This window comes from Mycobacterium sp. E3339, assembly GCF_001666915.1.
Classification (GTDB): domain Bacteria; phylum Actinomycetota; class Actinomycetes; order Mycobacteriales; family Mycobacteriaceae; genus Mycobacterium.
Window position 1 is genome coordinate 1 of record NZ_LZIZ01000249.1, and the last position, 25,652, is coordinate 25,652.

The following is a 25,652-nucleotide window of genomic DNA, read 5'->3' on the forward strand; positions in this document are numbered from 1 at the left end:
TGGCCGCGACGGTTTCGGGTTTGAGGAACTTGGCGGGGTCGTAGGTGCCGCCCTCGAACGCGACGAGTTCGCGCTGCATCTCGCTGTCGGTGCGACCGGGGTACACGGTCGTCACCCGCAGCTGTGGCTCGTCGGCGCGCAGCGAATCGGCGAAGGCGCGCAGCGCGAACTCGTCGCGTTCGAGGGCGGCACCTACGACCCCGCCAAGTTCCTCAAACCCGAAACCGTCGCGGCCACAGTCGCCAATGTGGTGGCCACGCCCGCCGACGGCCACGTCCACGAGGTGGTGCTGCGGCCCACTGGCCGTTGACCGGTCGGCGGCTAGACGACCAGGTTGACCAGGCGGCCCGGGACCACGATCACCTTGCGCGGGTTGGCGCCGGCCAGGAAGGCCTGCACCTTCTCGTCCGATAAGGCCGCGGCCTTCAGGGTGTCCTGGTCGGCGTCGGCGGCCACCACCACCCGCCCGCGCACCTTGCCGTTCACCTGCACCGGGTATTCGACGCTCTCGTCTACCAGGTAAGCCGGATCGGCTTGCGGGAAGGGACCATGCGCCAGGGACGTGGTATGGCCCAGCCGCAGCCATAGCTCCTCGGCCATGTGCGGTGCCAGGGGCGCCAGCATCAGCACCAGCGGCTCGACCGCCGCCCGCGGCACCGCGTCGCGATGCTCCTTGGTGAGGTGGTTGGTGTACTCGATCAGCTTGGCCGCCGCAGTGTTATTCCGCAGTGCCGCATAGTCTTCCGAGACACCGGCGATGGTGCGGTGCAGCGCTCGCAGGGTGTTGGCGTCCAGCTCGTTTTCGCCGGCCGCATCGAGCACCCGCGTCTGTCCGGTCTGCTCGTCGATCACCAGCCGCCACACCCGTTGCAAGAAGCGGTGCGCCCCGACGACGTCCTTGGTGGCCCACGGCCGGGAGGCCTCCAGCGGGCCCATCGACATTTCGTAGACGCGTAGCGTGTCCGCGCCGTACTCGTCGCAAATCTCGTCCGGCGAGATCGAATTCTTCAGGCTCTTACCGATTTTCCCGAATTCCTGAAAAACCTCGACCTCCCCGCCGGGGCCCGGATAGAAGAACCGGCCGCCGCGCTCGATGACCTCCTCGGCGGGGACGTAGGAGCCGCGCGAGTCGGTGTAGGCGAAGGTCTGGATGTAACCCTGGTTGACCAAGCGGCGGTACGGCTCCCGGGAGGTGACGTGGCCCAGGTCGTAGAGGACCTTGTGCCAGAACCGCGCGTACAACAGGTGCAGCACCGCGTGTTCGGCGCCGCCGACGTACAGGTCGACGCCGCCGGGATCCTGCGGGCCGTGCTCGGCGGGCCGCGGGCCCATCCAGTACGCTTCGTTCTCCTTGGCGCACAACCGTTCCGAGTTGTGCGGGTCGGTGTACCGCAGTTCGTACCAGGAGCTGCCGGCCCACTGCGGCATCACATTGGTGTCGCGGGTGTAGGGCTGCAAGCCGTCGCCCAGGTCCAGTTCGACGTGCACCCAGTCGGTCGCCTTCGCCAGGGGCGGCGACGGCTCGGTGTCGGCGTCGTCGGCGTCGAACAGCACCGGCGAATAGTCGGGCACGTCCGGCAACTCGACGGGCAGGGCGGCCTCGTCGAGCGCGTGCGGGCGTCCGTCGGCGTCGTAGACGATCGGGAACGGCTCACCCCAGTAGCGCTGGCGGGCGAACAGCCAGTCCCGCAGCTTGAACTCGATCCGGGCCCAGCCGCGGCCCTCCGCCTCCAGGCGCGCCGTGATGGCCTGCTTGGCTGTCGGCACGTCCATCCCGTCCAGGTAACCGGAATTGACCAGTACACCGTCGCCCGGGTACGCGGCCTCCGAAATGTCGCCGCCGGCAATGACTTCCACGATCGGCAGGCCCAACTCGTGGGCGAAGTCCCAGTCGCGCTGGTCGTGGCCCGGCACCGCCATGATCGCGCCGGTGCCGTACCCGGCCAACACGTAGTCGGCGATGAAGATCGGCACCGGCTTGCCGTTGGCGGGGTTGGTCGCATAGCTGCCCAGGAAGACGCCCGTCTTCTCGCGGTTTTCCTGACGCTCCAGATCCGACTTCGCCGCGATCGCCTGTCGGTAGCCCGCGACGGCCTCCCCCGGCGTGGCGGCGCCGTAGGTCCACCGCGCGTCCGTCCCGTCGGGCCAGTCGGCGGCGATCAGCCCGTCGACCAGTTCGTGCTCGGGGGCCAGCACCAAATAGGTCGCCCCGAACATGGTGTCCGGCCGGGTGGTGAACACTTCGATGTCGACGGTCTGGCCGCCGGTGTTGGTCGCCGAGAACAGCGCCCTGGTGCCGGTCGAGCGGCCAATCCAGTTGCGCTGCATGGTTTTGACCGGTTCCGGCCAGTCCAGCAGTTCCAGGTCGTCGAGCAGCCGGTCGGCGTAGGCGGTGATCCGCATCATCCACTGCCGCAATCGTTTCCGGAACACTGGGAAGTTGCCGCGGTCGCTGCGCCCGTCGGCGGTGACCTCTTCGTTGGCCAGCACCGTGCCCAGTCCGGGGCACCAGTTCACCATCGAGTCCGCGCGGTAGACCAGTCGGTGGCCGTCGATGACGTCGGCCCGCTCCCCCGCCGACAGGGTGGCCCACTCCCGGCCGTCTTCGAGGCGCCGTGCGCCGGAGTCGAATTCCGCGATCAGCTCCGCGATGGGTCGGGCCTTGCGGGCCGCGGTGTCGAACCAGGCGTTGTAGATCTGCAGGAAGATCCACTGCGTCCACTTGTAGAACTCGACGTCGGTGGTCGAAAAGCTGCGCCGGCTGTCGTGGCCGAGCCCCAGCCTGCCCAGCTGACGCTTGAAGTTGACGACGTTGGCCTCGGTCCGGGTCCGCGGGTGGGTGCCGGTCTGCACGGCGTACTGCTCGGCGGGCAGCCCGAAGGCGTCGAAACCCAACGCGTGCAGGACGTTATGCCCGGTCATCCGGAAGTAGCGGGCGTACACGTCGGTGGCGATGTAGCCCAGCGGATGGCCGACGTGCAGGCCCTCGCCCGACGGATACGGAAACATGTCCTGCACGAACAACTTGTCGGCGGGAATCGGAGTGCCGTCCGTGGGGGCCAACGAACCGACCGGGTTGGGCACGTTGAACGTGCCGAGCTTTGCCCAGTTCTCCTGCCAGGCGCTTTCGATGCGCCCCGCCAGCGCCGCGGTGTAGCGATACGTCGGGGCGTCGGCGTCCGTCTGAACGGCACCGAAGTTGGCATCCGCGGCGGTGGTCGGGGGTTCGGTCACCTGAACAGGGTATAAGGGTCCCCCGGCCAGCCCGCCGGGCCACAGGATGATCTCGGTTCCGTTGCGCACCGATCAGAGCTTCATCCCAGGTGTATTTCGAGCCTATTCACCGCCTTTGACCTCTAGTTACAGTCAGCCACTATCGACGGCTGCTGGCAGTGCGCCATTGGAAGGACCGACGGAGATGATTGAGAACATCCGCGCCCACCGTGCGCTCCTCGGGGGTCTCGTCGCCGGCCTGCTCGGCATGGCGGTTGTCACGGGCGCCCAGGCATCGGCGGACCCGGTGCTCCCCGCACCAGCACCCGCCCCCGCCGTACCGGCGCCGCAGAACGTCACCGCCGTCCCCGGGCAGGCGCCCGTCAACAGGTTCGTCGCCGCCCCGCCGGCCTCGAACCCCGTCGCGGCGCCGACCACCCCCGGTGCGCCCGCACCCGCCGCGGCCGGGCCCACCGCGCCGGTGACCCCCGCGCCCGCCACCTCCGGAACCATCCGGGACTATCTGCAGTCCAAGGGCGTCAAGCTCGAGGCGCAAAAACCCGAAGGCCTCAAGGCGCTCGACATCACCTTGCCGGTGCCGGCCCGTTGGACCCAGGTGCCCGACCCCAACGTGCCCGACGCGTTCGCGGTGATCGCCGACCGGCAAGGCAGCAGCATCTACACCTCGAATGCGCAGGTGGTGGTGTACAAACTGGTCGGCGCGTTCGATCCCCGGGAGGCCATCAGCCACGGCTACGTCGACAGCCAGAAGCTCCTGGCGTGGCAGCCGACCAACGCCTCGATGGCCGATTTCGGTGGCTTTCCGTCGTCGGTCGTAGAAGGTACGTACCGCGACGGTGACATGACGCTGAACACCTCGCGGCGGCACGTCATCGCCACCTCGGGGCAGGAGAAGTACCTGGTGTCGCTCGCGGTGACCACCGATCGTGCGGTGGCCGTCGCCGACGCGCCCGCCACGGACGCGATCATCAACGGCTTCCGCGTGACGGTTCCGGGAGCCCCGGTTCCGGCGCCGGTCCCGAGCCCTGGGGCGTCGCCGGTCGGCCTCGCCCCGGCGCCGGCGCCGGTCGCCCAGGTCCCTGCCGCGGCTCCAGTCCCCCAGGTGCCGGCGGCCGCACCGGTCGCCCAGGTGCCGGCGGCCGCACCGGTCGCCCAGGTGCCGGCGGCACCGGTCGCCCAGGTGCCTGCCGCGGCCCCGGTCCCGCAAGCCCCGGCCGTGGCTCCGCTTCGGCAGACCTCGGCGACGGCTCCGGTTGGCTTGCCCGCGGCGCCCATGCCCAGCCGGCAGCCCACGCCGAACCTGTTGACCCTGGTTCCGGGCCTACCCCCACTCCCCAATTTCTCGTTTCTGCAGCACTAGGCGCTGCGGTGGCTCCGCTGGAGCCCACTGAGCGGACGGGTGCCCGGGCTCGTATTGTGAGGCCATGCTGATTGCGGGCGTCCTGTGCATGTGTGCGGCGGTGGCCTCCGCCGGGTTCGGAACCTGGTCGCTGGCGCGCACCCAGAATGTCGACCCCACCGCGCTGGCGCTGCGGTCCATCGCTCCGGCGCAGCTGGCGGCCGCGATCATGCTGGCCGCCGGTGGTGTGGTGGCCCTGGCGGCCTCCCCGCACACCGCGCTCGTGGTGTTGATCGTCTGTGTCGTCGGCGCCTTCGGAACGCTGGCCGCCGGGTCATGGCAGAGCGCGCGCTTCGCGCTGCAGCAGGAGGCCGCGGCCCCGGCGTGCGTGGGAACCTGCGCCGGCTGCACGCAGTCCTGCCACTAAGAAATCTGAGTAAGGCCCCGGCGTGGGGGGCGTCAGTTGCGGCTGAGGTCGATCGGATGGGTCGCCAGTAGCGACAGCGGCAGCGGCTGGCGGCGCAGCACCTGGCCCCACAGGTCGGACCTCGCCCCGACGAGGACGTCAGATGGCAAGCCCGACAAGACAATCCAGTCGTCGCGCTCGATTTCGCCTTCGAGTTGGCCGATGGTCCAGCCGGAGTAACCCGCGAAGATCCGCACGCCCTCCACCAGCGGCGCGATCGAGTCGGGGTCGGCATCCAGGTCGACCATGACCACCCGGCCGTCGACATGCCGTAACCCCGGAACGCCCTGGGGATCGGCGCCGACCCGCAACGCGGCCAGGCAGAGCGCCGCATCACGCTTCACCGGGCCGCCGATGAACATCGTCTTCGGCTTGGCCGCGAGTTTGGTCCACTGCGGCAGCACGTTGTACACCGCGGTCTCGCTGGCGCGGTTGAGGACGACCCCCAACGTGCCACCGTCGTTGTGCTCGACGATGTAGATGACGCTGCGCCGAAACGTCGGTTCGAAAAGATCGGTGTTGGCAAGCAGCAACGTACCCGCGCGCACCCGCTGTGCGGCCGGCGCGACATAGTCCTCTGGATCCTCGGGCGGCGGCACCCAACCATCATCGCATCCGGCGCGGGCCGCCCGGCGGAATCGAGCGCGGGCCGCAAATATTTGTACTGTTGTTAGGCGGCTCGGACCGCGGCGAGCTTGCTAGCCCCAATTGTGGAAGTCGGTTTGGTGATCCAATCCCGGATGCACTCAAGCGCACCCGTCGAAATATGGCGGTCGGTGCGCGGTTTGCCAGACTTCTCGCGACTGCTGCAGGTGCGCATGGCGAGCCAGTTCGGGGATGGGTTGTTCCAAGCGGGCCTGGCCGGGGCGTTGCTGTTCAACCCCGACCGGGCCGCCGATCCGATGGCCATCGCGCGGGCGTTCACCGTGCTGTTCCTGCCCTACTCGCTGTTGGGTCCGTTCGCCGGCGCGCTGATGGACAGGTGGGACCGGCGGCTGGTGATCGTCGGCGCCAACGCCGGCCGGCTCATCCTGATCGCCGCGATCGGCACGATCCTGGCGGTCAGGGCGGGCGACCTGCCGCTGTTGTTGGGCGCGCTGTTCGCCAACGGTTTGGCCCGCTTCGTCGGGTCCGGGCTCGCGGCCTCGTTGCCGCACGTCGTGCCGCGCGAACAGGTCGTCACGATGAACGCCCTGGCCAACGCGTCGGGAGCCATCGCCGCCTTCATCGGCGCCAACTTCATGCTCGTGCCCCGGTTCGTGTTCGGCGCGGGGGACAAGGGCGCCTCGGCGATCATCTTTCTCACCGGTGTCCCCATCGCGACCGCCCTGCTGCTGTCGTTGCGGTTTGGCTCGCGCGTGCTGGGCCCCGACGACACCAAGAGGGCCATCCACGGACCGGTCTTCTACGCCGTGATCACCGGCTGGTTGCACGGCGCGCGGACGGTGGCGCAGCGGCCGACGGTTGCCGCCACCCTGTCTGGCCTGGCCGCCCACCGCATGGTGATCGGCATCAATTCGCTGCTCGTCCTTTTGCTGGTTCACCACCTCACGAACCCCGAGGCCGGGGGATTGGGGACGGCGCTGGTGTTCTTCGGCGCCGCCGGCCTGGGTGCGTTCCTGTCCAACGTGTTGACTCCACCCGCGGTCCGCCGCTGGGGGCGCTACGCCACGGTCAACGGTGCCCTCGCGACGTCGGCGATCATCGAGGTCGCCGGCGCGGGATTGCTACTGCCGATCATGGTGGCATGCGGTTTCCTTCTCGGGGTGACCGGGCAAATCGTCAAGCTGTGCGCCGACTCGGCGATGCAGATGGACGTCGATGACGCCCTTCGCGGGCACGTGTTCGCCGTGCAGGACGCGCTGTTCTGGGTCGCGTTCATCGTTTCGATCACGGTGGCTGCGGCGTTGATTCCCGGCGACGGGCGTGCGCCCGCTTTTGTGCTGGTCGGCTCGGGGATTTACCTGGTCGGCCTGGTCATGCACGGCGTCCTCGGCCGTCGCGGCGAACGAGCGGATAATTCCCACCCGGCGGAGACAACCGACGATCGGAGGCAATGATGGCGGGTCCCGAGCCCATCGTGGCTGACCTACGAGCCGAAAGCGACGAGCTGGACGACCTGGTTGCGCCGCTGCCCGCGGACCGCTGGTCCGAGCCCACTCCAGCGCCGGGCTGGACGATCGCCCACCAGATCGGGCACCTGCTATGGACCGATCGGGTCGCGCTGACCTCCGTCACCGACGAAGCGGCGTTCGCCGAAACCCTCGAGGCCGCTGCCGCCGACCCGACGGGCTTCGTCGACGCGGGCGCCGAAGAAGTGGCGGCCTTGGCGCCGGCCGAACTGCTCGCAGACTGGCGGGCCACCCGCGGCCGGTTGCACGAGCAGCTGCTGGCGGTCCCCGCCGGGCGCAAACTTCCGTGGTTCGGGCCCCCGATGAGCGCGGCGTCGATGGCGACCGCGCGGCTGATGGAGACCTGGGCGCACGGCCTGGACGTCGCCGATGCGCTGGGGGTCAAACGAGCGGCCACCGATCGGCTGCGGTCGATCGCACACCTCGGTGTGCGCACCCGCGACTACGCGTTCGTCGTCAACAATCTCGCCCCGCCGGCCGAGCCGTTCCTGGTCGAACTGCGCGCACCGGGCGGTGACACCTGGAGCTGGGGATCGCCCGACGCGGCGCAGCGGGTGAGCGGCTCCGCCGAGGACTTTTGCTACTTGGTCACCCAACGCCGCCCGCTGAGCGGCCTGGACATCACCGCGCAGGGGCCCGACGCGCAGCGCTGGTTGGAGATCGCGCAGGCCTTCGCGGGTCCGCCGGGCGCCGGGCGATGAGCGCGCGTGCGCGCGAAGAGAGGGGATGCGCGCGTGCGCGGTTAGTGCAGCGGGCCGCCGTAAGTCGCGCGGTTCTCGGCCTCGGCCTCTTGGCGCAGCGCCGAGATCGCGAGGTTCAGCCGGTCGGCCAGTTCGCCGTGGGCGTACGCGGTCATCACACCCGGGTGCAGGGTCAGTTTCAGCAACCGCCCGTCGGCATTCGCGACCGCATAAACGTCACCGAGATCGACGCTGTAGGTGACGGCCTCGGCCTGGGCGACGAGGGCTTCCCACTTGTCGGCCGCCTCGCTGAGTTCACGAAGAACTGATTCGACGAGATCCTTATCGCTGAGATTCGCGCGACCGCCCGAATCCGACACGGTCACAGTATCCTCGCCCCCTCCAACCAGCGTCAATTCATAATCGCGCGCCGTCGGGCCGCGCTATGCGCCGGTCGGTTCGGTGGCGAGTTTCTGATACCAGGCGAGGTGATAGTTCGCCGACACCGGGTCTGCGCTCGCGATGCCTTCGGTGGCGGCCATCAACAGACACTTGAGCAGCAGGGCCGGATTCACGGACGGGGACTGAACCAGGAGCTGATAGCGCGCCGTATCAAGGTGCACCCGCAGGACGTCGACCTCCTGGTCGATCACAACGGCGTCCGCGGCGGCCGTGTCCGCCAGCCGTTGCACGATCCGGGGGAGACCCTCGAACCCACGTGTGGTCTGGCTCAGCACTCTGGCCAGATCCGGGATGGCGGGCAGCTCACGCGGTTCCAACGAGGATTTCGTCGCGGTGAAGTCGGCCGAGCGGCGCAGCGAATCGCCGGGAGCATAGGTGACGACGTGCGCCGCGTCACCGAGCAGCGCGGCGACCCTGCCCGTGCGTCGCCCGGGTTCCAACAACCGCACGCCCCCCGGGAGGTTGATGCCCGCAGGTATCCAGCCGTGGGCGAGGTCGGTGACCAAGACCGTCGTGCCGTCGGCTCGCTCGCCGACCGCCCAATTCAACCGCGGCTCCTGGCGGACCACGAACTCGAGCAGGCGATTCAGCCGGTTGATGTCGAAACCCGTTGCGGGCGCAGCCTTTTGCGGGGCGGGGCGGGGGAGGGGCTCGTGGGGCGCCGGCTCCTCCTGGCCGGCCGGCTCGTCGACGACGGCGTGGTGGCGACCGGTGTCGGCGGGCTCGTCGACGACGGGCTCGACGTCGGTTATCGCGGGGATGACCTGCGTCTCGTCCAGCGCGGCCGCGGCGGCGACATCGGCGACCGGTTCCGGAGGTTGGGCCTCATCCTGGCCAGTGGCCGGCTCATCGGGCTCGGCGTGATGGCGACCGTTCGCGATGGGCTCCCAAGCCGGCTCGTCGACCACGGGCTCGACGTCGGTTATCGCGGGGATGACCTGCGTCTCCTCCATCGCGCCCGCGGGAGTGTCCTCCTCGACGATCGCGGCGGGTTCGGCCTCATCGACCGCGGGCTCGACATCCGTGATCGCGGGGATGACCTGCGTCTCCTCCAGCGCGGTGGCGTCCGCGGTCGGTGGCTCCGGAGCACTTTCGGCGTCGTCTTGCTGCTCGAAGATGTGGCGACGACCGTTGGCGACGGACTCCCCGGCCGGTTCAGTTGCGCTCTCGCTCGGGGTTTCGCCGGCGCGCTCGACCTCCGTGACACTCGGGATGACCTGCGTCTCCTCCATGTCGGGGTACTCGGGAGCCGTGTCCTGGGGCACGGCCTCGGGCTCGTCGGCGGCGCCTTCCGGCGCGACGGGTGCCGGTTTCTCGACGACCCGCCAACGAGGACGACGCCGGCTCGCGTCGGGCGGCCCCGCCTCCGTAACCGCGGGAATGACTTGGGTCCGGTCCATATCCGGTGCCGGCGGCTCGGCGAACTGTGGGCGCGCATACCCGGCGGTCGCCCCGGCCGGCACCGCGTGCAGCTGGCGGATGGTCGATTCGACTCGCCGCACGGCGCGGGCACGCGCCTCGTCGATCACTCGGGCCTCTTCCGCCTGCCGCGGCAGGTCAGCCAATCCGGCGCGCTTGATCATCTTCAGCTGCTCGTTTGCGCCGTCGACGATCCGCTGCAGGTCGGTCTTGAGATAGTCTGCAACCGTGGCGTTTTCGGCGGTAATCGTCGATAGCTCGGCAGGCCAAAGGCCACCGATCACCCACGGGGTGCAATCGATGGGAGAGCTGAAAGCCGGCATCGCCAGTGATTCCCGGGTAGCTCTCCGGAGGCGCTGGCGCGCCGTCATCCGACCGAAGATCGCCACCGGCTAAGCGTACCGGCATCTGATGAACGGGTTATTCGGTCAGTGAATTGTGCAGCTGTAACGGCCTGGGTAGCGTGTGGATATGGCTGAATCTGCGTTGCAGCAGCAACTCGACGAAGTGCGGGCCCTGCTCGCCCGCGCACGAGAGTTGTTCGGCCCCAATCCCGTAGAGCCGCCCACCGATATCGCCCCGGATCCCGAAGCGGCCAAAACCTGGTTGCTGTAGGACGTCGCGGCCGGTCAGATCGCCTTGTTGCGACGGCGCAGTTTATGCGCCAGGAGCTTCTCGATCGCCACGTCGAGGTCTCGCGGACTCGGAACCTCGGCTGACGGGGTGTGCCCGGCCGCCACGATTTCGTCGCGAATCTCCAGCAACGCCTTGAGGCACGACACATCCGCGGTAAGCAAGATGCCGCGGGCCAGCGTCTCGGCGTCGGTCTCCATCGCCTCTTCGCTCAGCGCGACGCTGTGCATGTACCCGCCGCGGCAGGAGCGGACGAGGATGTGCCCACTCGGGTGAACGGTGTCAAAAGCGGGATTAGCGTCCGTCATCGACCGCGGTCAGCGATGCCGCCGAGGTTGCGGGCAGCATCCTGCTCGTGCTGCTCCCACATCGTCGCCGACGCCGCCAGTTTGTCCGCCAGGTCGGCGTGGTCGGCGGCCTGTTGCTCGTAACACAGGCGTCGGAGCTCGAGCAGTTCCCGCCCGGCGTCGCGAAGTTCACCGAAGATCGGTCCCAGCGAGTCCAGGCTTTCCTGGATCGCCTCGTGCGACGCCGGGACCGTGCGCAAGTAATCGGAGGTTTCCTGGTGCCGCGCAGCGGCTTGACGCAAGTGCGCGGGCACCACATGGATCGAATCTGCCATCCGCTGTCTCCTGTTCACGGCCGCCGGCGGAACCGGCGAGATCACTATTGTCAGGTGGTCGACGAACTCGCCGGCCGCGTGGGTGTCGGTGTGTCGGGCTTCGCCGGCGCGGTCACGGCTGCGGCCGCCGCCGGCGGATGCTCCCAGCCTAGAAAGGTTGGCCCGCTCACGGTGGCGATGTCTTGAATTTGGCCGTCGAGAAGGGCCTTGCCGGGACCAAGAGCCAGCGCATGCCGGTCGATGAACATCCCGATGTCGGCCGGACTCACATGCGCCGCGTCTACCGGGTTGGTCACCGCGGTGCCGGGTGGCGGGATCGTTATTCCCTGCTGCTGGAACGCATCTGGTATCGCCGCTCCGCCGACGGCGGCTTTGATCGCCGCTGCCAGCTGGGGACTGGCGGCCGTCACCGTTTCACCGTCGGGCAAAGTCACCGTGGTGGGGCCGGCCGGTGGCGCGTCGGGATCGACCGCCGCCGCATCCTGTTCATCGCCAGGCTCATCGGACGACGCGTCCGTCTTCGGATCCGGGTGGCTCGCGACGTCCTCGAGTTCTTTGTCGTCGAGGCCTTGCAGCGCGGGATCCGTTGTGTCGCCCTGCAGGCCGGCCAGGGGCAGTCCGCTCGGGGCTCCGCCAAGACTCGGCAAGCCCGGTGCGAAGCTGGGCATCGGCGGCAGCGCGGGAGCCATCGGCGCCACCGGGGCGGTCGCGGCGTCCGGCACGCCCACCGAGGGGATCTCATCGCTCGCCACACCCGGATCGTCGGCCAGCAACGAATCCAACAGCGGATCCCATTCCGGGTCGTCCGCCGGGTCGTCCGCGGAAGCACCCGTGGGCTGGGCCGGCCGCTGTTCGTCGGGACCGCTCGACTGACTCTTGGATGCGTCGTAGAGCGATGTCCACGCGGCCATCAGCGCCGACTTAGACGTGTCGTCCAGGCTGGCGTTGAGGACCACCGCGCGGATGTCGCGGAGCTTGCCGATCAGGAAGCGCTGGAAATCGCGCGCGCCGGCCGGCGTGTCCAGGTCCGACCTCGTCCGGACCGCGGCTTCGGTGTCGTGCTGCAACTGGGCCAGCGCTTGGCTGCCCTCGACGGCGTTGAGGTGGGCGTTCAAAATCGCGGTGATGACTTGCAGGTCCAGCTGCGAACTCGCCGAATTCTGGTGTGCGAGCGTGGCTTCGGCGCGCGCGATGGCTTCCGCCGCCTCGCCCTGCTCGCGCGCGGGCGCAGCCGCATATTGTTGGCGAATCTTGCCCGCTATCGCCTGGAGCTGTTCGGGACGCGTGGTCGGGGTGATCACGGCGGCCAGCTCACCGGGCGACAGGGCCGCCTGCCAAGCGTTCGGGTCACCGGTGCGATCTCGGGCATCTTTCACCGCGGCAAGTAGCTCCTCGTGCGCCGACATCAGCTAGACAGCCGGCGCTGCTGATACCGCAATTCCTTGCGGGATGCGCTGTGGCCCCTCCATGCCCGGCGACAGTACCCAGAGCCCGTCGCGCGGACAATTCACTGAACCGGGGGTTTGTGGATGACATCGCGACCGCACCTTGCCTAGCCGGCGTCGGTAACGTATTGGTCCCTAAGCCCTTCCAGCACAGCCTTTTTCGCTCGGCTGAGCTCGCGTGCACCGTCGACGACCGCGGTGATCTCGCGTTGTTTGGCCAGCAGAAACCTCTGAAACTCCCGCGCGCCCATGGGCGTATCGATGGCGAGGTTGGCCTGGTGCACGGTGGCGTGGTCGATCTGTTCGGCGATAGCGTCCAGCCTCCTGGCGCCCTCGCGCATTGCGGCGTGAGCGCTGGTGAGCACGTCGGCCAATACCCGGTCGGCGTCGGCGGCGGTGCCGTGCTGGCCGGCCAGCGCCGACTGCCGTGCCTGCATGGCGGCTAGTGAAGGTCCGGCTGGTTCCGTCATCTATTCACCCTGTTCGTCATAGCGGTCGGCGAATCGCAACGTTGGGGCCCAGGCGGCCGATCCGGACCGAAGCACCCGAATAGGGCGCTTCGATTACCAGGCCGTTGCCGATGGCCAGCTGCACGTGTCCGGCGTGCGGGAAGACGAGATCACCAGGACGGACCTGCGAACGGGGGACGGGGATTCCATCGTTGATCTGCTGATAAGTGGTGCGGTCCAAGTGGATTCCCGCCTGCGCGTAGCTCCATTGCACCAATCCCGAACAGTCGAACTGGTCGGGGCCCGTCGCACCCCAGACATAGGGGCGGCCCAGGCGTGACAATGCCGCCCGCACCGCGATGGCGGCGCGTTGGTTGCCGCCGGCCCCCTGGTGCAGGAGCTGATAGCGCAGCGCCCGCAGTTGCGCCGCGCGCCGTCGTGCGCGTAACCGGGCCGCCACGACGTGCGCGCGTTGCGCCCGCAGTCGTGCGGCGCGGCGGCGCAAGGCCTCGCGTTGGGCCATCGGCGTCGTCGGGGAGACGGTGGCATCGGCACGGGCTTCGTCGACGACGCGTCCGGTCAGTTCGCGGGCCTGGGCCCGGTCCCGGTCGGCGCCGGCGATGACGCCCGCCGCGGCGGCGTCCGTGGCGGCGGCCGCCGTGAGCCGTTGCCTGCTGTGGTCCGCGGCCAGCCGATGGCCGCGATGGGCGAAGCCGTCGGTCTGCCCGTGCATCGCCCGCAACAAGCTGCGGTAGTGCCCGGTGCCCGCATCCAGCGACGGTTGCCGGGCGCTGCCGGCGAACATCTCATGCGCACGGCTCAGCACCTCGACTTCGCTGTACCTCATTGGGCCACCACGTTTCCGGCCTCCACGGCATCGGTGAAGGCACGCACGCGGGGGAGCGCTCCCGGCGGGATGACCCCCCGGTTGCGGATGTCCCAGATCTCTTCGACGTCGACGCCGACGAGCGCGGCGATGATGGTCTCCGGCAATGACGATTGCCCGCAGGCCCGGTCGAACCGCGCGCTCAGGCTGGTCGGCATCCGTTTCAACAGCGCTGTGCGCGTCGCCTCCAGGGCTTGGAGGTGCTCCATGAGCCGGTCCGTGGAGTCCGACCCGGCGTTCACCGCCACCCGCCAGGAGCCGGCGGCCAGCATCTCTGCTTTCACGCACTGAGCGATCACAGACAGAATATACGTCTCATATTCGTTTGATGTTGTCGCCGGCAACCGATCGATGACCGATTTGAGGGCTTCGAGCTGAGCTTCGGCGTAACCTTCCAGCACTTCGGTGTCGCTGTGACGGTCCACAACCACCGGCCCGGTGCGCCGGGCGGGGGCGGCCGGGGGCGGTTGCGCGGCCATCAGCCGGGCCAGTTCCGCGTCGGGATCGGCCGCCACCAACAACCGCGAATAGGTGCCCGGCGGCAGGCCCAGGCCGTTCTCAACCTTCTGAACTGTGCTTTTATGCGGCTTGCGGGCACCGCGTTCCAGGAAGCTCAGCCCCATGATGCTGACGCCGGTCGCGGCGGCAAGGTCGGCCAACGACCAGTCGCGCGACTCCCGCAGGGCGCGGATCGCCGCGCCGGCCGATTCACGGCTCATCGCACGCTCCGGCCATAAGGCCGGATACTACACAGCCCATCCCGTATCGCTGTTGATATACGTTTCTGTCACGTTTCTCTTGCGCTCAACCCGTCCTTCTGTATACGCTTCTGTCTACGTTTCAAGTTCGACAAGGAGACCGACATGGGACACCCGTGCGCTGCCAACCCAGAACTTTGGTTCGGCTACCCCGACGACGACGGCGGCGACGGTGCGGCGAAGGCCCGTGCGTATGAGCGGTCGGCCGTCGAGGCGCGCATCCAGTGCCTGCGCCGCTGCCCGCTGGCCCAGCAGCGCCGGTGCGCCCAGCACGCCATCGCGCACCGCGAGGAGTATGGCGTCTGGGCCGGGGTCAAACTGCCCGGTGGGCAGTACCGCAAGCGGGAACAACTGGCCCAGGCCCACGAGGTGCTGCGCCGCATCGCGTCCGGCGAAATCAACTCCCGCCAGCTCCCGGAGAATGCCGCCCTGCTCGCCAACCACGAACACGAGGCCGTTGCCGTGGCCGCGGTGGTGCTGCACCTGCCGCTCGCCCAGGTCGGGCCCCGCTCGGCCGCCTGACATCCCGACCCGCTTAGGGGCAGTTTGCTGACCCAGCCAACGGGGTAGAGCTTCGGCACGACCGTGTCTGTCGACCCGAAGGCGGGATCCATGACGTTCGACCTGACCCCGACGGCGGCGCAACACGACCTCGCCCGGCGGGCCCATGAGTTCGCCGAAGAAGTGATTCGCCCCGTGGCGCTGCACTACGACCAGCGGCAAGAGTTTCCGTGGCCGGTGTTGGAGGAAGCGGCCCAGCGCGGCTTCTACAGTCCCTTGTTCTACCGCGACCTGATCGGCGATCCGACCGGACTGTCCTTGCCGATGTTCATGGAGGAGCTGTTCTGGGGCTGCGCCGGGATCGGGTTGGCGATCGTGATGCCGGCCCTGGCGCTTTCGGCGATCGGTCAGGCCGCGTCTCCTGAGCAGATGTTGGAGTGGGCACCCGAATGTTTCGGAACCCCAGGCGATCTCAAGCTTGCGGCGCTGGCGATCTCCGAACCCGAGGGCGGCAGCGACGTGCGGAATCTGCGCACCACCGCGCATCGCGACGGTGACGACTGGATTATCGACGGCCACAAGATGTGGATCGGCAACGGCGGGATCGCCAATGTGCACGTGGTCAATGCGGTCGTCGATGAGGAGCTTGGCCATCGCGGTCAGGCGCTGTTCGTGGTGCCCGGTGGCACGCCGGGGCTGAAGCTGGTGCGCAAGCTGGACAAGCTGGGCTGCCGCGCCTCCCACACCGCCGAGTTGCTATTCGAGGGCGTCCGCGTCCCGGGCGCCAATCTGCTTGGCGGAGAAGAGAAATTGGAGCACAAACTCGCCAAAGCTCGCGAAGTGGTGGCCGGCGGCAAGCGTTCCGGCTCCGCGACATTGGGGACGTTCGAACAGACCCGGCCGATGGTCGCCGCGCAGGCCATCGGGATCGCGCGCGCCGCGTTGGAGTATGCGACGGCGTACGCCACCGAGCGGGAGGCCTTCGGCGCGCCGATCATCGACAACCAGGGCATCGCCTTCCCGCTGGCGGAGCTGGCCACCCAGATCGACGCGGCGCGGCTGCTGACCTGGCGGGCGTCGTGGATGGCCGCCAACAACATTCCGTTCGAGCGCGGGGAAGGCTCGATGTCGAAGATGGCGGCCAGCGAGGTTGCCGTCAAGGCCACCGAACGCGCCATCCAAACCATGGGCGGCTGGGGCTACATCACCGATCATCCGGTGGAGAAGTGGTATCGGGATGCCAAGCTGTACACCATCTTCGAGGGCACCAGCGAGATCCAGCGGATGGTGATCGCCAACGCCCTGGGGGCGGCTGTCGGCACGCCGCCCCTGCATGTGGTCCTCGAACCGTCCGGCGGCCCGCTGAACCGGGTCTTCGGTCGCGGCACCCCGCTGCGCTCCCGTGCCGCCGACACCGCCCTGTCGATGCAGGACCGGGTGCCCGAGCCCGTCATGCGGCTCGCGATGAAGGTGCTCCGCCCGCCCCGCAAGTAACCGGATCTGGGTACGGTCGGGGAGAACGATGAGCAACCTTGAGCCGGCGCCGGTCGAAGTCGCTTGCGCTGCTTCACCCAGCGCGGGCGTGCAGGTCCTGCGCCCCCGCGAGGTTCCCTTGGGCGGGCCCAGGGCGATGCGGGTGCAGCGCACGCTTCCGCAACGTCAGCGCTCGTTGATCGGGGCGTGGTGCTTCATCGACCACTACGGGCCGACATCGGCGCGCATGGATGTCCCGCCGCATCCGCACACCGGACTACAAACGGTGAGTTGGTTGTTCAGTGGGGAAGTGGAGCACAACGACAGCGGCGGCGTGCGCGCCGCGGTGCGGTCCGGCGAGCTGAACCTCATGACCGCCGGCGCCGGCATTTGCCACTCCGAGGTATCGGTCCCGTCGCCGACTGACCTGCACGGTGTCCAGCTGTGGGTCGCGCTGCCCGATTCCAATCGCGACACCGGCCGCGGCTTCGATCACTACGTTCCGAAGCCCGTATCCCTTCCGGGCGCCACCGTTCGCGTATTCCTCGGTGATCTGGCCGGCAGCTCGTCGCCGGTGCATGCCTTCACCCCGCTGCTGGGTGCCCAGATCGACCTCGACGCCGGGTCTCGCGTCGACGTCGACATCGACCCGGCTTTCGAGCATGGCGTGCTGTGCGACCTGGGCGCCGTCCGGGTCGACGAGACCGCCCTGACGGTTGCTTCCCTCGCGTACCTGAACCCTGGTCGCTCCGCGCTGCAGCTGTCGAACGACGGCGACGGGCCTGCGCGTGTTCTGCTGCTCGGCGGCCCGCCGTTCACCGAAGAGCTGGTGATGTGGTGGAACTTCGTCGGGCGAAGCCACGACGACATCGCGCGTTACCGCCAACTCTGGGAGGACGGCGACGAGCGCTTTGGTGCCGTCCAGGGCTATCGGGGTTCGCTGAGCCGATTGCCCGCCCCGCCGTTGCCGACGACTCGGCTGCGGCCTCGACCCGCACCGCAAGGAAAGGAAAGTACAGATGGCCACCGATAAGACCGGAGCAGAAACGACCGTCAGGCTCGAGGAGGGTCGGTACACGATCGCCGTGGAGGGCAAGCAGGTTGGCCTCGCCGATTTCGCCGACCGCGGCGACCAGCGCGTCTTCTTTCACACCGAGATCGACCCGGCGTACGGCGGGCGCGGGCTGGCGACGATCCTCGTCGAGGAGGCGCTGAACGAAGCGCGGGGCGAAGGAAAACGCATCGTCCCCGTGTGCTCGATGATCGCCACGGTGCTCAAAAAGCACCCGGAGTACGACGACATCACCGACGCCGTTACGCCGGATGTCGTGCGGTGGGTGCAGTCGTAGGGAGCGAGCGCGCCATCGATTGCTCTGATGCGCGGCAACACGGCTTGACGGCGACCTGGCTACTCAATCCCGGTTGTAATGATCCGGTCAATTTCGGCCACCGATTTCAACATGAGGTGGCTGAAAATTTGTGAATCCGGCGTCATCAAAATCACCCGGCCGTTCTCGGACCGTAACTCTGTGAACCCCAGTGACAACGGGACCGACTTTACATCTGGGTTGAAGCCTCTTTTGTATAGCGTTGGCCAAAGGCTCGGCCTGCCGATAGGAGTGTAGGCGGTATGTGTCCAGTCCCATATCAAGTACTTTTCGGCCAGCTTGAAGGTGGAAAATTTTGCTGCGTCATTGCGCCTATGGCCGCGGTCGTCGACGGTATCCACTACCCACCACCTCCTGCTACGGCGAAGATGGACCGAATAGTCAGCGGTAGAGAATAAGACGGTACAATCCGGACAGTTCGTTGAAACGGATACCGGGTCACCTCCAATCCATTTGGAGAAGCGGTGCCATCGCTCCGTCAGGCGAGAGAAGTCCGCGGGGCTTCGTTTTCTTCCGATCCGCATATGGTGGTCCCGCGACTCAGAGTTGCTCTGGCTTGGGCCAGCCCCACTTCTTGGACGAATTTGAACGTCGTAACGAGATCAGGTCGGCACAAACGCTGGCGGACGATGGTTCTTCTGCGAAGAGTTGTTCCAGCCGCTTTAGGTTTGCCGACAACCAATCTGCCTGGCCGATCGGTGAGTCGACGCCGGTGTCCTCACCGCCTTCGAGATATTGACGGATCAGCGAAATCGCGAATCCGTCGGTGGCGCCGCCTTGAAGCTTCGGAATCACGGCGAAGTATATTTGGCCACGGTCATTGACAATGTCCCACTGGACCTGGTTTCCAGTGAATGATATTGATGCGTCGATGTCAGCAATGCCTCGGGTACTCGAATCTGTAATTCGATACTCGGGATTAAGGTATAGGAACCTTACGTGTTGCAGAATGAACTCAAGTAGTTTCGTCATGGCGAACCTCCAATCTTCGGCGGAACCAGAGTGAATCCATCGATTGCTTGGTAGCCGTGGCCGAGTAAGTAGTTGAGCTCCGCAGCAGTATAGGTGTTATCGAGAACCTCATCGATTCCCAGTGATAACTTGATGGTGTCCCGATTCGCAATTGCGATATCCAGTACGTGCTGGTTCGCGGCGAGTCGCTGCACGTCGGTCGCGGCATTCCATGCATCGCCGATATCGAAGTAGCTGGCCCCGCGTTGCTGCGCAAAGTCGATGTAGGAGGGGCCTCCGTGCGGGTGCCTGAACGGACCGAGGACCGTCTCACCGCTCCCGGTCAGGTGTTGCTCAGACAGCGCTCGCAACTCCGGCGTCATGTAGTCGAGCGGGTTGTGGAGGGTGAACTCCGGATGAGCCGGGTCGATCACCACCGGCGGCGGCCCGTCCGGGCCCACCGGGACATGCGGTCCGGCATCGGGCGGAAGCTCACTGCCACCCCCGCCCGGGTGCGGCGCGTGCTCGACGACGGGCGCAGGACCGGGGTGGGTGGTCCCCGGAACGGGTTCGCCGCTGATGTCGGGAATCGGACGGCCAGGGGGAGGCAGATGCGCTTCGGCGATTGCCGCACGTATCTCGGCCCCGCTCATTGCGCGGGCTAGGACATTGTCGCCGGTCAAGCCCGTCAGCGCTTCGCGGCTGAAGAGCGTCTTCAAGCCTTGCCAAGCGACCTCGCCACCGGCTTTGAGTTCGGGACCGCCGACCGCCAAAGTGATGGCGCTCCACAGCGGTTCGGGGGTGGCTTCCACCTTCCCGGGATCAAGCGTGCGCATGCCGGTCAACTTGCCGCCGCTGAAGCTGTATGAGGTGCCCATGGCCTGGTCGAAGAATTCGCCCGCGCCGTCCTTGAGCTGCCCGTAGACCTCTACGGGCTGCCCGTCGACGGTGTGGGTGAACATGAAACGGCCGTCGGGAGTGATCGTGATCGATGCCGGGTCGACGTCCTTGTAGTCAGGGATCTTGCCCAGGTCGTCGAGAGCATGCGCCAGGTCCGCTTTCAGCTTGGGCAGCTTCGCGCTGGCGGCCTCGCCCTCGGGCGACCCCGGACCATGCGTGTAAAGGTCGGCCATCGCCTTGTTCAGGGCATCCTGCGCGGCGCGCACCTTGCCCATTTGATCCACCACCGCTTGGTCGGTGATGCGGCGCAGGTCGGTGAGTGCTTGCAACTGGGCCTCGGTGGGCTTGGGCGAACCGTCGGCGTCGAAATCGTGCAGGCGAGCGGGATCGTATCCCTCGGTTCGTAGGTTGCCCAGCGAATTGTGTAAGCCATCTGCGTAGCCGTTGCGTATCGAATTGAGGTGTGCCAGTGCGGCTTTGGTGTCATCGATGGCATCCCTCTCGCAATTGTGGATCAGGACATCGAGGGTGTGCTTGTCCTCCGCGCTGAGGTTGCCGGATTGCTCCATCGCGACGGCCTGACCGATCAGGTCGTCGAGTGTTTGCAGCTGATTCTCGAGCGTTACGATCTGCCCCGCCGCGGCCTTCTGCGCCTCGGCCAAGGAAGCGGCGATGTTTTCCAAGTCGACGCCGATCTTGGGCAGCTGCCAGGACTGGTCGCCGAGCGACTGGGTCACCCGTAGCACATCGAGGGAGTCGTTGATCGGATTGCCGCCACCGCCCTGGCGGTTCCACGCAGCGTCGAAGCGGTTGCGGGCTTGCTCAAAGGCGTGCTGAGCCTCGGAAGTGCATCGCCCCGCTCGGTGGAAGGCTTCTGCCAGAGAGGAGATCTCCCAGGGCCTGCCGGCTTGCAAGCTCTTGTTGATGGCCCACGGATCACCACCGGCCTCGGCAATCAGGGCCGCAACGCTTATGTAGCGCAACTGCATCGCATCACCCGCAGCTGCGCAGCGCCAAGCGCAGTGACCACCATTGCCACCCCTCCTGAGCTGGCAATTACGCTACTGGTGCGGTTGCCGACGTCAATTCACCCAAGCCCGAGGAGCCCAGACCGATGGCCTTGCTGTTCCTGGTCCTCAAGGTGGTGCTGATTGCCCTAATCGTTGGCGGCACCGTCGCTCTGGTTGTCCGCGCGGTCCGGCGCTCACGGGCGAACCGATCGGATCCGCGTTGGAAGCCGCATGGCCCCCAACCGGGTTACGAGGCCTCTGCACGCGGCGTGATGCCGAATACCCCGCTGCCGGAGTGGGCCCACTGGGATGAGGAGGGCGAGGAGGACGGCCGGGTGCGCTGAGTCCCCGGCACGACGCCCGAACAACACGAAGGTCGCGAACTTCTCGAGTCCGCGACCTCAGCGCCGATATTCAAATGTGGGCGAAGGGGGACTTGAACCCCCACGTCCCGAAGGACACTGGCACCTGAAGCCAGCGCGTCTGCCATTCCGCCACTCGCCCGGAAAAACAACCGATGGACCATACCACTCTAATGGCCGCGTTCCCCAACTGCCTGGTCGGGATTGACGGCATCCGGCGCTGGCAGACAACGGCTCTGAGCAGTGCGGACGCAAACTCTCAGAGTTTCGACGGTGCCGCGGCGTCACGCAATCCCGATACCATGCTGGAGTGAAAGCCGTTTGCCGCGCGCCGACGACATGCTGCGGCAAGTGCGGGCGGGCGCCCGGGCATGAGTAGCCAACGGGGGCTGGCGGCGCGGATCGAGCGGAAGCTCGAGGCCACCGTCGACAACGCGTTCGCCCGGGTCTTCGGCGGGTCGATCGTTCCGCAGGAGGTCGAAGCCCTCCTGCGCCGCGAGGCGCGCGACGGCGTCGAGACGCTGCACGGCAATCGCCTTTTGGCCCCCAACGAATACATCATTACCCTCGGTAGGCACGACTTCGAGAAGGTGGGCGCCGACCCTGATCTCACGTCGGGCGCTTTCGCTAGGTACTTGGCCGACTACATCCAGGAACAGGGGTGGCAAACGTATGGTGAGGTGGTCGTCCGGTTCGAGCAGTCGTCGAACCTGCGTACCGGCCAGTACCGCGCCCGTGGTGCTGTCAACCCCGATGTGCAGCCCCGCCCGATGGTCAACGATCCCGTCCGGCCACAATCAAATAGTGCGTTCGGCGCAGAACGAGGAGTAGCACCAATGACTGACGATTCGAGCTACCGCGGGGCTCAGGGGCCGGGTCGGCCCAGCGATGAGTACTACGACGACCGCTACCCGCGGCCGCAAGAAGGCGGCGCGGAACCGCAGGGGGGACCTGACCCGCGCGGCGGGTACCCGCCCGAGCAGAGCGGTTATCCGCCGCAGCAGGGCTACCCGCCGCCCCGCCACCCAGAGCAGGGCGGCTACCCGGAGCAAGGCGGCTACCAGGCCCCCGGCGGCTACCCCGAGCAGCGCGGCTACCAGGCCCCCGGCGGCTACCCCGAGCAGCGCGGCTACCAGGGGCCGGGCGGCTACCCCGAGCAAGGCCAGGGCGGCTACCCGCCGCAGTATGAGCAGCGTCCCCCCACCCCCGGCGGCTACGGCGGCCAAGGCTACGACCAGGGCTACCGGCAGGGCGGCGGCTACGGCCCGCCCGGCGGCGGTCAACCGGCTGGCGGCCAGCCCGGCGGCGGCCAGCAGGGCTACGGCGGCTACGGCGAGTACGGCCGCGGACCGGCCCGCCCCGACGAGGGCGGCTACGCTCCGCCGGAGCAACGCCCGGCCTACCCCGAGCAGGGCGGCGGGTATGAGCAGGGTGGCGGCTACGAACAAGGCGGTGGCTACGACCAGGGCTACCAGCAGGGCGGCGGCTACGGCCGGCAGGAGTACGGCGGGGATTACACGCAGTACTCCGAGAACGTCCCGGCCGGCGGATACCAGGGTCAGGCCGGCGGCTACCCCGAGACCGCTCACCGCGACTACGACTACGGCCAGCAGGCCGAGTATGCGCAGCCGAGCGAGTACGGCCAGCCCGCCGACTACGGCCAGCCCGCCGACTACGGCCAGCCGGCCGGGGGCTACGGCGCCTACGGCGGCGGTGGCTACGGCGCGGCCGGAACCGCCGTCACCCTCCAGCTCGACGACGGCAGCGGGCGCACCTATCAGCTGCGCGAGGGCTCCAACATCGTGGGCCGCGGACAAGACGCCCAGTTCCGGTTGCCGGACACCGGTGTCTCACGACGGCACCTCGAGATCCGCTGGGACGGGCAGGTGGCGCTCCTCTCGGACCTGAACTCGACCAACGGCACCACCGTCAACAACGCACCGGTGCAGGAGTGGCAGCTGGCGGACGGCGACGTGATCCGTCTGGGCCACTCGGAGATCATCGTCCGGATCCACTAACCGCGGGGCTCAACGCTGCCGTGCTTCGCCCCGCGTCGACCGCCGTCCAAGTATCGTGACGTTGCCGATGTGCTCGGGGTCACGGGCGCAGGGGGGACGCCGGGATTCCGGGGCCAGGACGGAAAGGACGCCAGATGCAGGGACTCGTACTGCAGCTGACGCGTGCCGGTTTTTTAATGTTGTTGTGGGTATTCATCTGGTCCGTGTTGCGGATCTTGCGGACCGATATCTATGCGCCCACCGGCGCCGTCATGGTGCGTCGCGGCCTGGCGTTGCGCAGCACGCTGCTGCCTTCACGGCAACGCCGGCATGCCGCGCGCTACCTCGTGGTGACCGAGGGGGCATTGGCCGGGGCCCGCATCACGCTCAGCGGGCAGCCGGTGCTGATCGGCCGGGCTGACGATTCGACGCTCGTGCTCACCGACGATTACGCCTCGACGCGGCACGCCAGGCTGTCTCAGCGCGGTTCGGAATGGTACGTCGAGGATCTAGGATCGACCAACGGCACTTACCTTGACAGGGCAAAGGTGACGACTGCGGTACGAGTTCCGATAGGGACGCCGATTCGGATCGGCAAAACGGCGATCGAGTTGCGCCCGTGACGCTGGTCCTGCGGTATGCCGCGCGCAGCGATCGCGGCTTGGTACGCGCCAATAACGAAGACTCCGTGTACGCCGGTGCGCGGCTGCTCGCCCTGGCCGACGGCATGGGCGGTCACGCCGCCGGTGAAGTGGCCTCCCAGTTGGTGATCGCCGCACTGGCCCATCTCGACGACGACGAACCCGGCGGCGACCTGCTGGCCAAGCTCGACGCGGCGGTGCGCTCGGGCAATGCGGCCATCGCGGCGCAGGTGGAGGCGGAGCCCGAACTCGAGGGCATGGGCACCACGCTCACCGCAATCCTGTTCGCGGGCGACCGAATTGGCTTGGTGCACATCGGCGATTCACGCGGTTACCTGCTGCGCGACGGTGAACTGACGCAGATCACCAAGGACGACACCTTCGTCCAGACCCTGGTCGACGAGGGCCGCATCACCCGCGAAGAGGCACACAGCCACCCGCAGCGGTCGCTGATCATGCGCGCGCTGACCGGCCACGAGGTCGAGCCCACGTTGACCATGCGCGAGGCGCGGGCCGGCGACCGCTACCTGCTCTGCTCCGACGGTCTCAGCGACCCGGTCAGCGACGAAACCATCCTCGAGGCGCTGCAGATCCCCGACGTGGCCGAAGCCGCCTACCGCCTCATCGAATTGGCGCTGCGCGGCGGCGGACCGGACAACGTGACCGTGGTGGTCGCCGATGTCGTCGACTACGACTACGGCCAGACCCAGCCGATCCTCGCCGGCGCGGTGTCGGGCGACGACGATCAAATGACGTTGCCCAACACCTCGGCGGGCCGTGCATCGGCGATCCGGCCCCGCGACGAGACGGCCAAACGTGTTGCGCCGCAACCGGAAACACCCACTCGTCCACGGTGGCCCCGGCGGCGGATGTTTTTCGTCGTGACGCTGGCGGTGTTGTTCGTCCTCTCCGGATTGGCCATCGGGTGGTGGGTCATCCAGCGCAACTATTACGTCGCCGAATTCGACGGCAAGGTGTCGATCGTCCGTGGAATCCAGGGGTCCTTGTTGGGCATACCCCTGCAGCAGCCCTATCTGGTGGGCTGCCTGAGCGCCCGCAACGAACTGTCCCTGATCAGTTACGGCCAATCCGGCCACTCGAACTGTCAAGCGATGACGCTGCGGGATCTGCGCCGTCCCGGGCAGGTGCAGGTTGAGACCGGGCTGCCCGGAGGCAGCCTCGACCAGGCCGAGTCACAGCTGCGGCAATTGCTGACCGAATACCTGCTGCCCACCTGTCCGCCACCGCGTGCCACGTCGCCGCCGGGTTCCCCGACACCCGGTAACCCCACTCCCGAACCGAGTGTCGCGACGTCGTCAGCACCCACCACGCCACAAACCACCGCTCCCTCCGGGCCCGGCGCCCCAGCCCCGACCAGCGCCACGGGCGGCCCCGCGACCTCGTCGCCGGCGGGCCCCACCACCACTTCGCAGACGGTCACAGCGCTTCCAGCGCCTCCACCTCAACCGGGCGTTGACTGCCGGACGGTGGCATGACGACCCAACTGCAGCCGCCCGTCGCGGTCACGCCCCCGCTGCCCACCCGCCGCAACGCCGAGCTGCTGCTGCTGTGCTTCGCCGCAGCGATCACCGTGGCCGCGTTGCTGATCGTCGAGGCCAACCAGGACCGCGAATTTCGTTGGAATGCAATTAGTTACGGCCTGGTTTTCTTGCTCGTGTTCGGGTCGGCGCACATGGCCATCAGGCGGTTCGCCCCCTACACCGACCCGCTGCTGCTACCAATCGTGGCGCTGGAGTGATGGCGGCCGCTGAGCTGGCTGCTGACCAGGTCGAGTCGATGGATCATCACCAGGCCAAGTCCGTTGAGCAGCGCCACGATTGGTAGCAGCAGCGGGTCGGTGTAGGGGGCGAACCGCCTGATGGCCATGTGCGCCGACCCGAACA

At 67.7% G+C, this 25,652-nt stretch carries 26 protein-coding genes, 1 tRNA gene and 3 pseudogenes; 14 read left to right on the forward strand and 16 right to left on the reverse strand.

Annotated elements, in window-relative coordinates; translation table 11 throughout:
• Together A5702_RS23915 and leuS are read right to left on the reverse strand one after the other, a co-directional pair.
• A pseudogene (locus A5702_RS23915) lies at nucleotides 1–172 on the reverse strand (short chain dehydrogenase); the annotation flags it as partial.
• A 149-nt stretch (nucleotides 173–321) separates the two neighbouring features.
• Nucleotides 322–3,234 carry a leucine--tRNA ligase gene (gene leuS / locus A5702_RS23920; RefSeq protein WP_068224439.1) on the reverse strand — a complete coding sequence of 971 codons (2,913 nt, stop codon included), beginning with the start codon at nucleotides 3,232–3,234 and terminating at the stop codon, nucleotides 322–324.
• A gap of 184 nt (nucleotides 3,235–3,418) precedes the next feature.
• Here leuS and A5702_RS23925 point away from each other — a divergent pair, with 184 nt between their 5' ends.
• Both A5702_RS23925 and A5702_RS23930 read left to right on the forward strand, forming a co-directional pair.
• A complete protein-coding gene (locus A5702_RS23925; RefSeq protein ID WP_068224445.1) occupies nucleotides 3,419–4,594 on the forward strand; it encodes an LpqN/LpqT family lipoprotein in 1,176 nt (391 codons plus the stop codon).
• Nucleotides 4,595–4,658: 64 nt separating this feature from the next.
• Entirely contained in the window at nucleotides 4,659–5,000 is a 342-nt protein-coding gene (locus A5702_RS23930) for a hypothetical protein (RefSeq protein WP_068224390.1), read from the forward strand.
• Between the two features lie 32 nt (nucleotides 5,001–5,032).
• Here A5702_RS23930 and A5702_RS23935 read toward each other — a convergent pair whose 3' ends face one another.
• Complete coding sequence (locus A5702_RS23935; RefSeq protein WP_055399530.1) at nucleotides 5,033–5,638, reverse strand: YqgE/AlgH family protein; 606 nt, start codon at nucleotides 5,636–5,638, stop codon at nucleotides 5,033–5,035.
• A 141-nt stretch (nucleotides 5,639–5,779) separates the two neighbouring features.
• Here A5702_RS23935 and A5702_RS23940 point away from each other — a divergent pair, with 141 nt between their 5' ends.
• Both A5702_RS23940 and A5702_RS23945 read left to right on the forward strand, forming a co-directional pair.
• Entirely contained in the window at nucleotides 5,780–7,099 is a 1,320-nt protein-coding gene (locus A5702_RS23940) for an MFS transporter (protein ID WP_068224393.1), read from the forward strand.
• Nucleotides 7,099–7,872: a TIGR03084 family metal-binding protein gene (locus A5702_RS23945; protein ID WP_055399651.1), complete on the forward strand. Its 774-nt coding sequence runs from the start codon at nucleotides 7,099–7,101 to the stop codon at nucleotides 7,870–7,872. Before A5702_RS23940 ends, A5702_RS23945 begins: the two co-directional genes overlap by 1 nt.
• 41 nt (nucleotides 7,873–7,913) lie before the next feature.
• Here the strand turns inward: A5702_RS23945 and A5702_RS23950 are convergent, their stop codons facing one another.
• Together A5702_RS23950 and A5702_RS23955 are read right to left on the reverse strand one after the other, a co-directional pair.
• Entirely contained in the window at nucleotides 7,914–8,237 is a 324-nt protein-coding gene (locus A5702_RS23950) for a DUF2710 family protein (RefSeq protein WP_197506681.1), read from the reverse strand.
• Between the two features lie 57 nt (nucleotides 8,238–8,294).
• Complete coding sequence (locus A5702_RS23955; protein WP_068224396.1) at nucleotides 8,295–10,121, reverse strand: DUF5632 domain-containing protein; 1,827 nt, start codon at nucleotides 10,119–10,121, stop codon at nucleotides 8,295–8,297.
• Nucleotides 10,122–10,203: 82 nt separating this feature from the next.
• On the opposite strand from A5702_RS23955, the gene A5702_RS26800 reads away from it, so the two are divergent.
• Nucleotides 10,204–10,347 carry a hypothetical protein gene (locus tag A5702_RS26800; protein WP_167374087.1) on the forward strand — a complete coding sequence of 48 codons (144 nt, stop codon included), beginning with the start codon at nucleotides 10,204–10,206 and terminating at the stop codon, nucleotides 10,345–10,347.
• A gap of 14 nt (nucleotides 10,348–10,361) precedes the next feature.
• On the opposite strand, the gene A5702_RS23960 is transcribed toward A5702_RS26800, so the two are convergent.
• From A5702_RS23960 to A5702_RS23985, 6 genes are all read right to left on the reverse strand, one after another.
• On the reverse strand, nucleotides 10,362–10,673 hold the full coding sequence (locus A5702_RS23960) for a DUF2694 family protein (protein WP_055399526.1): 312 nt from the start codon (nucleotides 10,671–10,673) through the stop codon (nucleotides 10,362–10,364).
• Nucleotides 10,670–10,987 (reverse strand): ESX-1 secretion-associated protein, encoded by a 318-nt coding sequence (locus tag A5702_RS23965; protein WP_055399524.1) that lies wholly within the window; start codon nucleotides 10,985–10,987, stop codon nucleotides 10,670–10,672. Before A5702_RS23965 ends, A5702_RS23960 begins: the two co-directional genes overlap by 4 nt.
• A 50-nt stretch (nucleotides 10,988–11,037) precedes the next feature.
• Nucleotides 11,038–12,393, reverse strand: coding sequence for a DUF4226 domain-containing protein (locus tag A5702_RS23970; protein ID WP_068224399.1), 1,356 nt, complete (start codon nucleotides 12,391–12,393; stop codon nucleotides 11,038–11,040).
• 146 nt (nucleotides 12,394–12,539) lie between these two features.
• Nucleotides 12,540–12,902, reverse strand: coding sequence for a DUF4226 domain-containing protein (locus A5702_RS23975; protein ID WP_068224402.1), 363 nt, complete (start codon nucleotides 12,900–12,902; stop codon nucleotides 12,540–12,542).
• Nucleotides 12,903–12,918: 16 nt separating this feature from the next.
• Nucleotides 12,919–13,728 carry a C40 family peptidase gene (locus A5702_RS23980; RefSeq protein ID WP_068224405.1) on the reverse strand — a complete coding sequence of 270 codons (810 nt, stop codon included), beginning with the start codon at nucleotides 13,726–13,728 and terminating at the stop codon, nucleotides 12,919–12,921.
• Nucleotides 13,725–14,486, reverse strand: a complete 762-nt coding sequence (locus tag A5702_RS23985; protein ID WP_055399518.1) for a helix-turn-helix domain-containing protein — start codon at nucleotides 14,484–14,486, stop codon at nucleotides 13,725–13,727. Before A5702_RS23985 ends, A5702_RS23980 begins: the two co-directional genes overlap by 4 nt.
• A gap of 144 nt (nucleotides 14,487–14,630) precedes the next feature.
• On the opposite strand from A5702_RS23985, the gene A5702_RS23990 reads away from it, so the two are divergent.
• The 4 genes from A5702_RS23990 to A5702_RS24005 all read left to right on the forward strand — a co-directional run bounded on the left by A5702_RS23990 (nucleotide 14,631) and on the right by A5702_RS24005 (nucleotide 17,848).
• The gene (locus tag A5702_RS23990; RefSeq protein ID WP_067816720.1) at nucleotides 14,631–15,047 is read left to right on the forward strand and encodes a WhiB family transcriptional regulator; all 417 of its coding nucleotides are present in this window, start codon (nucleotides 14,631–14,633) and stop codon (nucleotides 15,045–15,047) included.
• A 90-nt stretch (nucleotides 15,048–15,137) separates the two neighbouring features.
• On the forward strand, nucleotides 15,138–16,520 hold the full coding sequence (locus A5702_RS23995; RefSeq protein WP_068224412.1) for an acyl-CoA dehydrogenase family protein: 1,383 nt from the start codon (nucleotides 15,138–15,140) through the stop codon (nucleotides 16,518–16,520).
• Nucleotides 16,521–16,548: 28 nt separating this feature from the next.
• Entirely contained in the window at nucleotides 16,549–17,532 is a 984-nt protein-coding gene (locus A5702_RS24000; RefSeq protein ID WP_068224416.1) for a pirin family protein, read from the forward strand.
• Nucleotides 17,519–17,848: a GNAT family N-acetyltransferase gene (locus A5702_RS24005; protein WP_068224419.1), complete on the forward strand. Its 330-nt coding sequence runs from the start codon at nucleotides 17,519–17,521 to the stop codon at nucleotides 17,846–17,848. Before A5702_RS24000 ends, A5702_RS24005 begins: the two co-directional genes overlap by 14 nt.
• Nucleotides 17,849–17,907: 59 nt before the next feature.
• Here the strand turns inward: A5702_RS24005 and A5702_RS26555 are convergent, their stop codons facing one another.
• From A5702_RS26555 to A5702_RS24015, 3 genes are all read right to left on the reverse strand, one after another.
• Nucleotides 17,908–18,228 (reverse strand): hypothetical protein, encoded by a 321-nt coding sequence (locus A5702_RS26555; RefSeq protein ID WP_156669731.1) that lies wholly within the window; start codon nucleotides 18,226–18,228, stop codon nucleotides 17,908–17,910.
• A gap of 199 nt (nucleotides 18,229–18,427) precedes the next feature.
• Nucleotides 18,428–18,682 (reverse strand): hypothetical protein, encoded by a 255-nt coding sequence (locus A5702_RS27080; protein ID WP_231965187.1) that lies wholly within the window; start codon nucleotides 18,680–18,682, stop codon nucleotides 18,428–18,430.
• A gap of 173 nt (nucleotides 18,683–18,855) precedes the next feature.
• A complete protein-coding gene (locus A5702_RS24015; protein WP_068224425.1) occupies nucleotides 18,856–20,727 on the reverse strand; it encodes a hypothetical protein in 1,872 nt (623 codons plus the stop codon).
• 125 nt (nucleotides 20,728–20,852) lie between these two features.
• Between A5702_RS24015 and A5702_RS24020 the strand changes: the two genes are divergently transcribed.
• Nucleotides 20,853–21,092, forward strand: a complete 240-nt coding sequence (locus A5702_RS24020; RefSeq protein ID WP_068224427.1) for a hypothetical protein — start codon at nucleotides 20,853–20,855, stop codon at nucleotides 21,090–21,092.
• Nucleotides 21,093–21,169: 77 nt separating this feature from the next.
• Here the strand turns inward: A5702_RS24020 and A5702_RS24025 are convergent.
• Nucleotides 21,170–21,252, reverse strand: a tRNA-Leu gene (locus A5702_RS24025).
• Between the two features lie 229 nt (nucleotides 21,253–21,481).
• Here A5702_RS24025 and A5702_RS24030 point away from each other — a divergent pair.
• The 4 genes and pseudogenes from A5702_RS24030 to A5702_RS24045 all read left to right on the forward strand — a co-directional run.
• On the forward strand, nucleotides 21,482–23,128 hold the full coding sequence (locus tag A5702_RS24030; RefSeq protein WP_068224429.1) for a DUF3662 and FHA domain-containing protein: 1,647 nt from the start codon (nucleotides 21,482–21,484) through the stop codon (nucleotides 23,126–23,128).
• A 134-nt stretch (nucleotides 23,129–23,262) separates the two neighbouring features.
• Entirely contained in the window at nucleotides 23,263–23,730 is a 468-nt protein-coding gene (locus A5702_RS24035) for an FHA domain-containing protein (RefSeq protein ID WP_046183038.1), read from the forward strand.
• On the forward strand, nucleotides 23,727–25,244 hold the full coding sequence (locus A5702_RS24040; RefSeq protein WP_068224431.1) for a protein phosphatase 2C domain-containing protein: 1,518 nt from the start codon (nucleotides 23,727–23,729) through the stop codon (nucleotides 25,242–25,244). Before A5702_RS24035 ends, A5702_RS24040 begins: the two co-directional genes overlap by 4 nt.
• A pseudogene (locus A5702_RS24045) lies at nucleotides 25,241–25,501 on the forward strand (cell division protein FtsW); the annotation flags it as partial. The gene A5702_RS24040 and the pseudogene A5702_RS24045, both read left to right, overlap by 4 nt.
• Here the strand turns inward: A5702_RS24045 and A5702_RS26560 are convergent.
• A pseudogene (locus A5702_RS26560) lies at nucleotides 25,495–25,652 on the reverse strand (cell division protein FtsW); the annotation flags it as partial. The pseudogenes A5702_RS24045 and A5702_RS26560 overlap by 7 nt on opposite strands.

Bases quoted from the DNA above. Each gene is read 5' to 3' on its own strand.
- A5702_RS23940 (WP_068224393.1), top strand. From the start codon at position 5,780: ATGCACTCAAGCGCACCCGTCGAAATATGGCGGTCGGTGCGCGGTTTG.
- A5702_RS24020 (WP_068224427.1), top strand. From the start codon at position 20,853: ATGGCCTTGCTGTTCCTGGTCCTCAAGGTGGTGCTGATTGCCCTAATC.
- A5702_RS23980 (WP_068224405.1), bottom strand. From the start codon at position 13,728: ATGAGGTACAGCGAAGTCGAGGTGCTGAGCCGTGCGCATGAGATGTTC.
- A5702_RS24035 (WP_046183038.1), top strand. From the start codon at position 23,263: ATGCAGGGACTCGTACTGCAGCTGACGCGTGCCGGTTTTTTAATGTTG.
- A5702_RS23995 (WP_068224412.1), top strand. From the start codon at position 15,138: ATGACGTTCGACCTGACCCCGACGGCGGCGCAACACGACCTCGCCCGG.
- A5702_RS24015 (WP_068224425.1), bottom strand. From the start codon at position 20,727: ATGCAGTTGCGCTACATAAGCGTTGCGGCCCTGATTGCCGAGGCCGGT.
- A5702_RS23985 (WP_055399518.1), bottom strand. From the start codon at position 14,486: ATGAGCCGTGAATCGGCCGGCGCGGCGATCCGCGCCCTGCGGGAGTCG.
- A5702_RS23990 (WP_067816720.1), top strand. From the start codon at position 14,631: ATGGGACACCCGTGCGCTGCCAACCCAGAACTTTGGTTCGGCTACCCC.
- A5702_RS23960 (WP_055399526.1), bottom strand. From the start codon at position 10,673: ATGACGGACGCTAATCCCGCTTTTGACACCGTTCACCCGAGTGGGCAC.
- A5702_RS23975 (WP_068224402.1), bottom strand. From the start codon at position 12,902: ATGACGGAACCAGCCGGACCTTCACTAGCCGCCATGCAGGCACGGCAG.
- A5702_RS23945 (WP_055399651.1), top strand. From the start codon at position 7,099: ATGGCGGGTCCCGAGCCCATCGTGGCTGACCTACGAGCCGAAAGCGAC.
- A5702_RS24000 (WP_068224416.1), top strand. From the start codon at position 16,549: ATGAGCAACCTTGAGCCGGCGCCGGTCGAAGTCGCTTGCGCTGCTTCA.
- A5702_RS23930 (WP_068224390.1), top strand. From the start codon at position 4,659: ATGCTGATTGCGGGCGTCCTGTGCATGTGTGCGGCGGTGGCCTCCGCC.
- A5702_RS24005 (WP_068224419.1), top strand. From the start codon at position 17,519: ATGGCCACCGATAAGACCGGAGCAGAAACGACCGTCAGGCTCGAGGAG.
- A5702_RS26800 (WP_167374087.1), top strand. From the start codon at position 10,204: ATGGCTGAATCTGCGTTGCAGCAGCAACTCGACGAAGTGCGGGCCCTG.
- A5702_RS24030 (WP_068224429.1), top strand. From the start codon at position 21,482: ATGAGTAGCCAACGGGGGCTGGCGGCGCGGATCGAGCGGAAGCTCGAG.
- A5702_RS23965 (WP_055399524.1), bottom strand. From the start codon at position 10,987: ATGGCAGATTCGATCCATGTGGTGCCCGCGCACTTGCGTCAAGCCGCT.
- A5702_RS23970 (WP_068224399.1), bottom strand. From the start codon at position 12,393: ATGTCGGCGCACGAGGAGCTACTTGCCGCGGTGAAAGATGCCCGAGAT.
- A5702_RS23925 (WP_068224445.1), top strand. From the start codon at position 3,419: ATGATTGAGAACATCCGCGCCCACCGTGCGCTCCTCGGGGGTCTCGTC.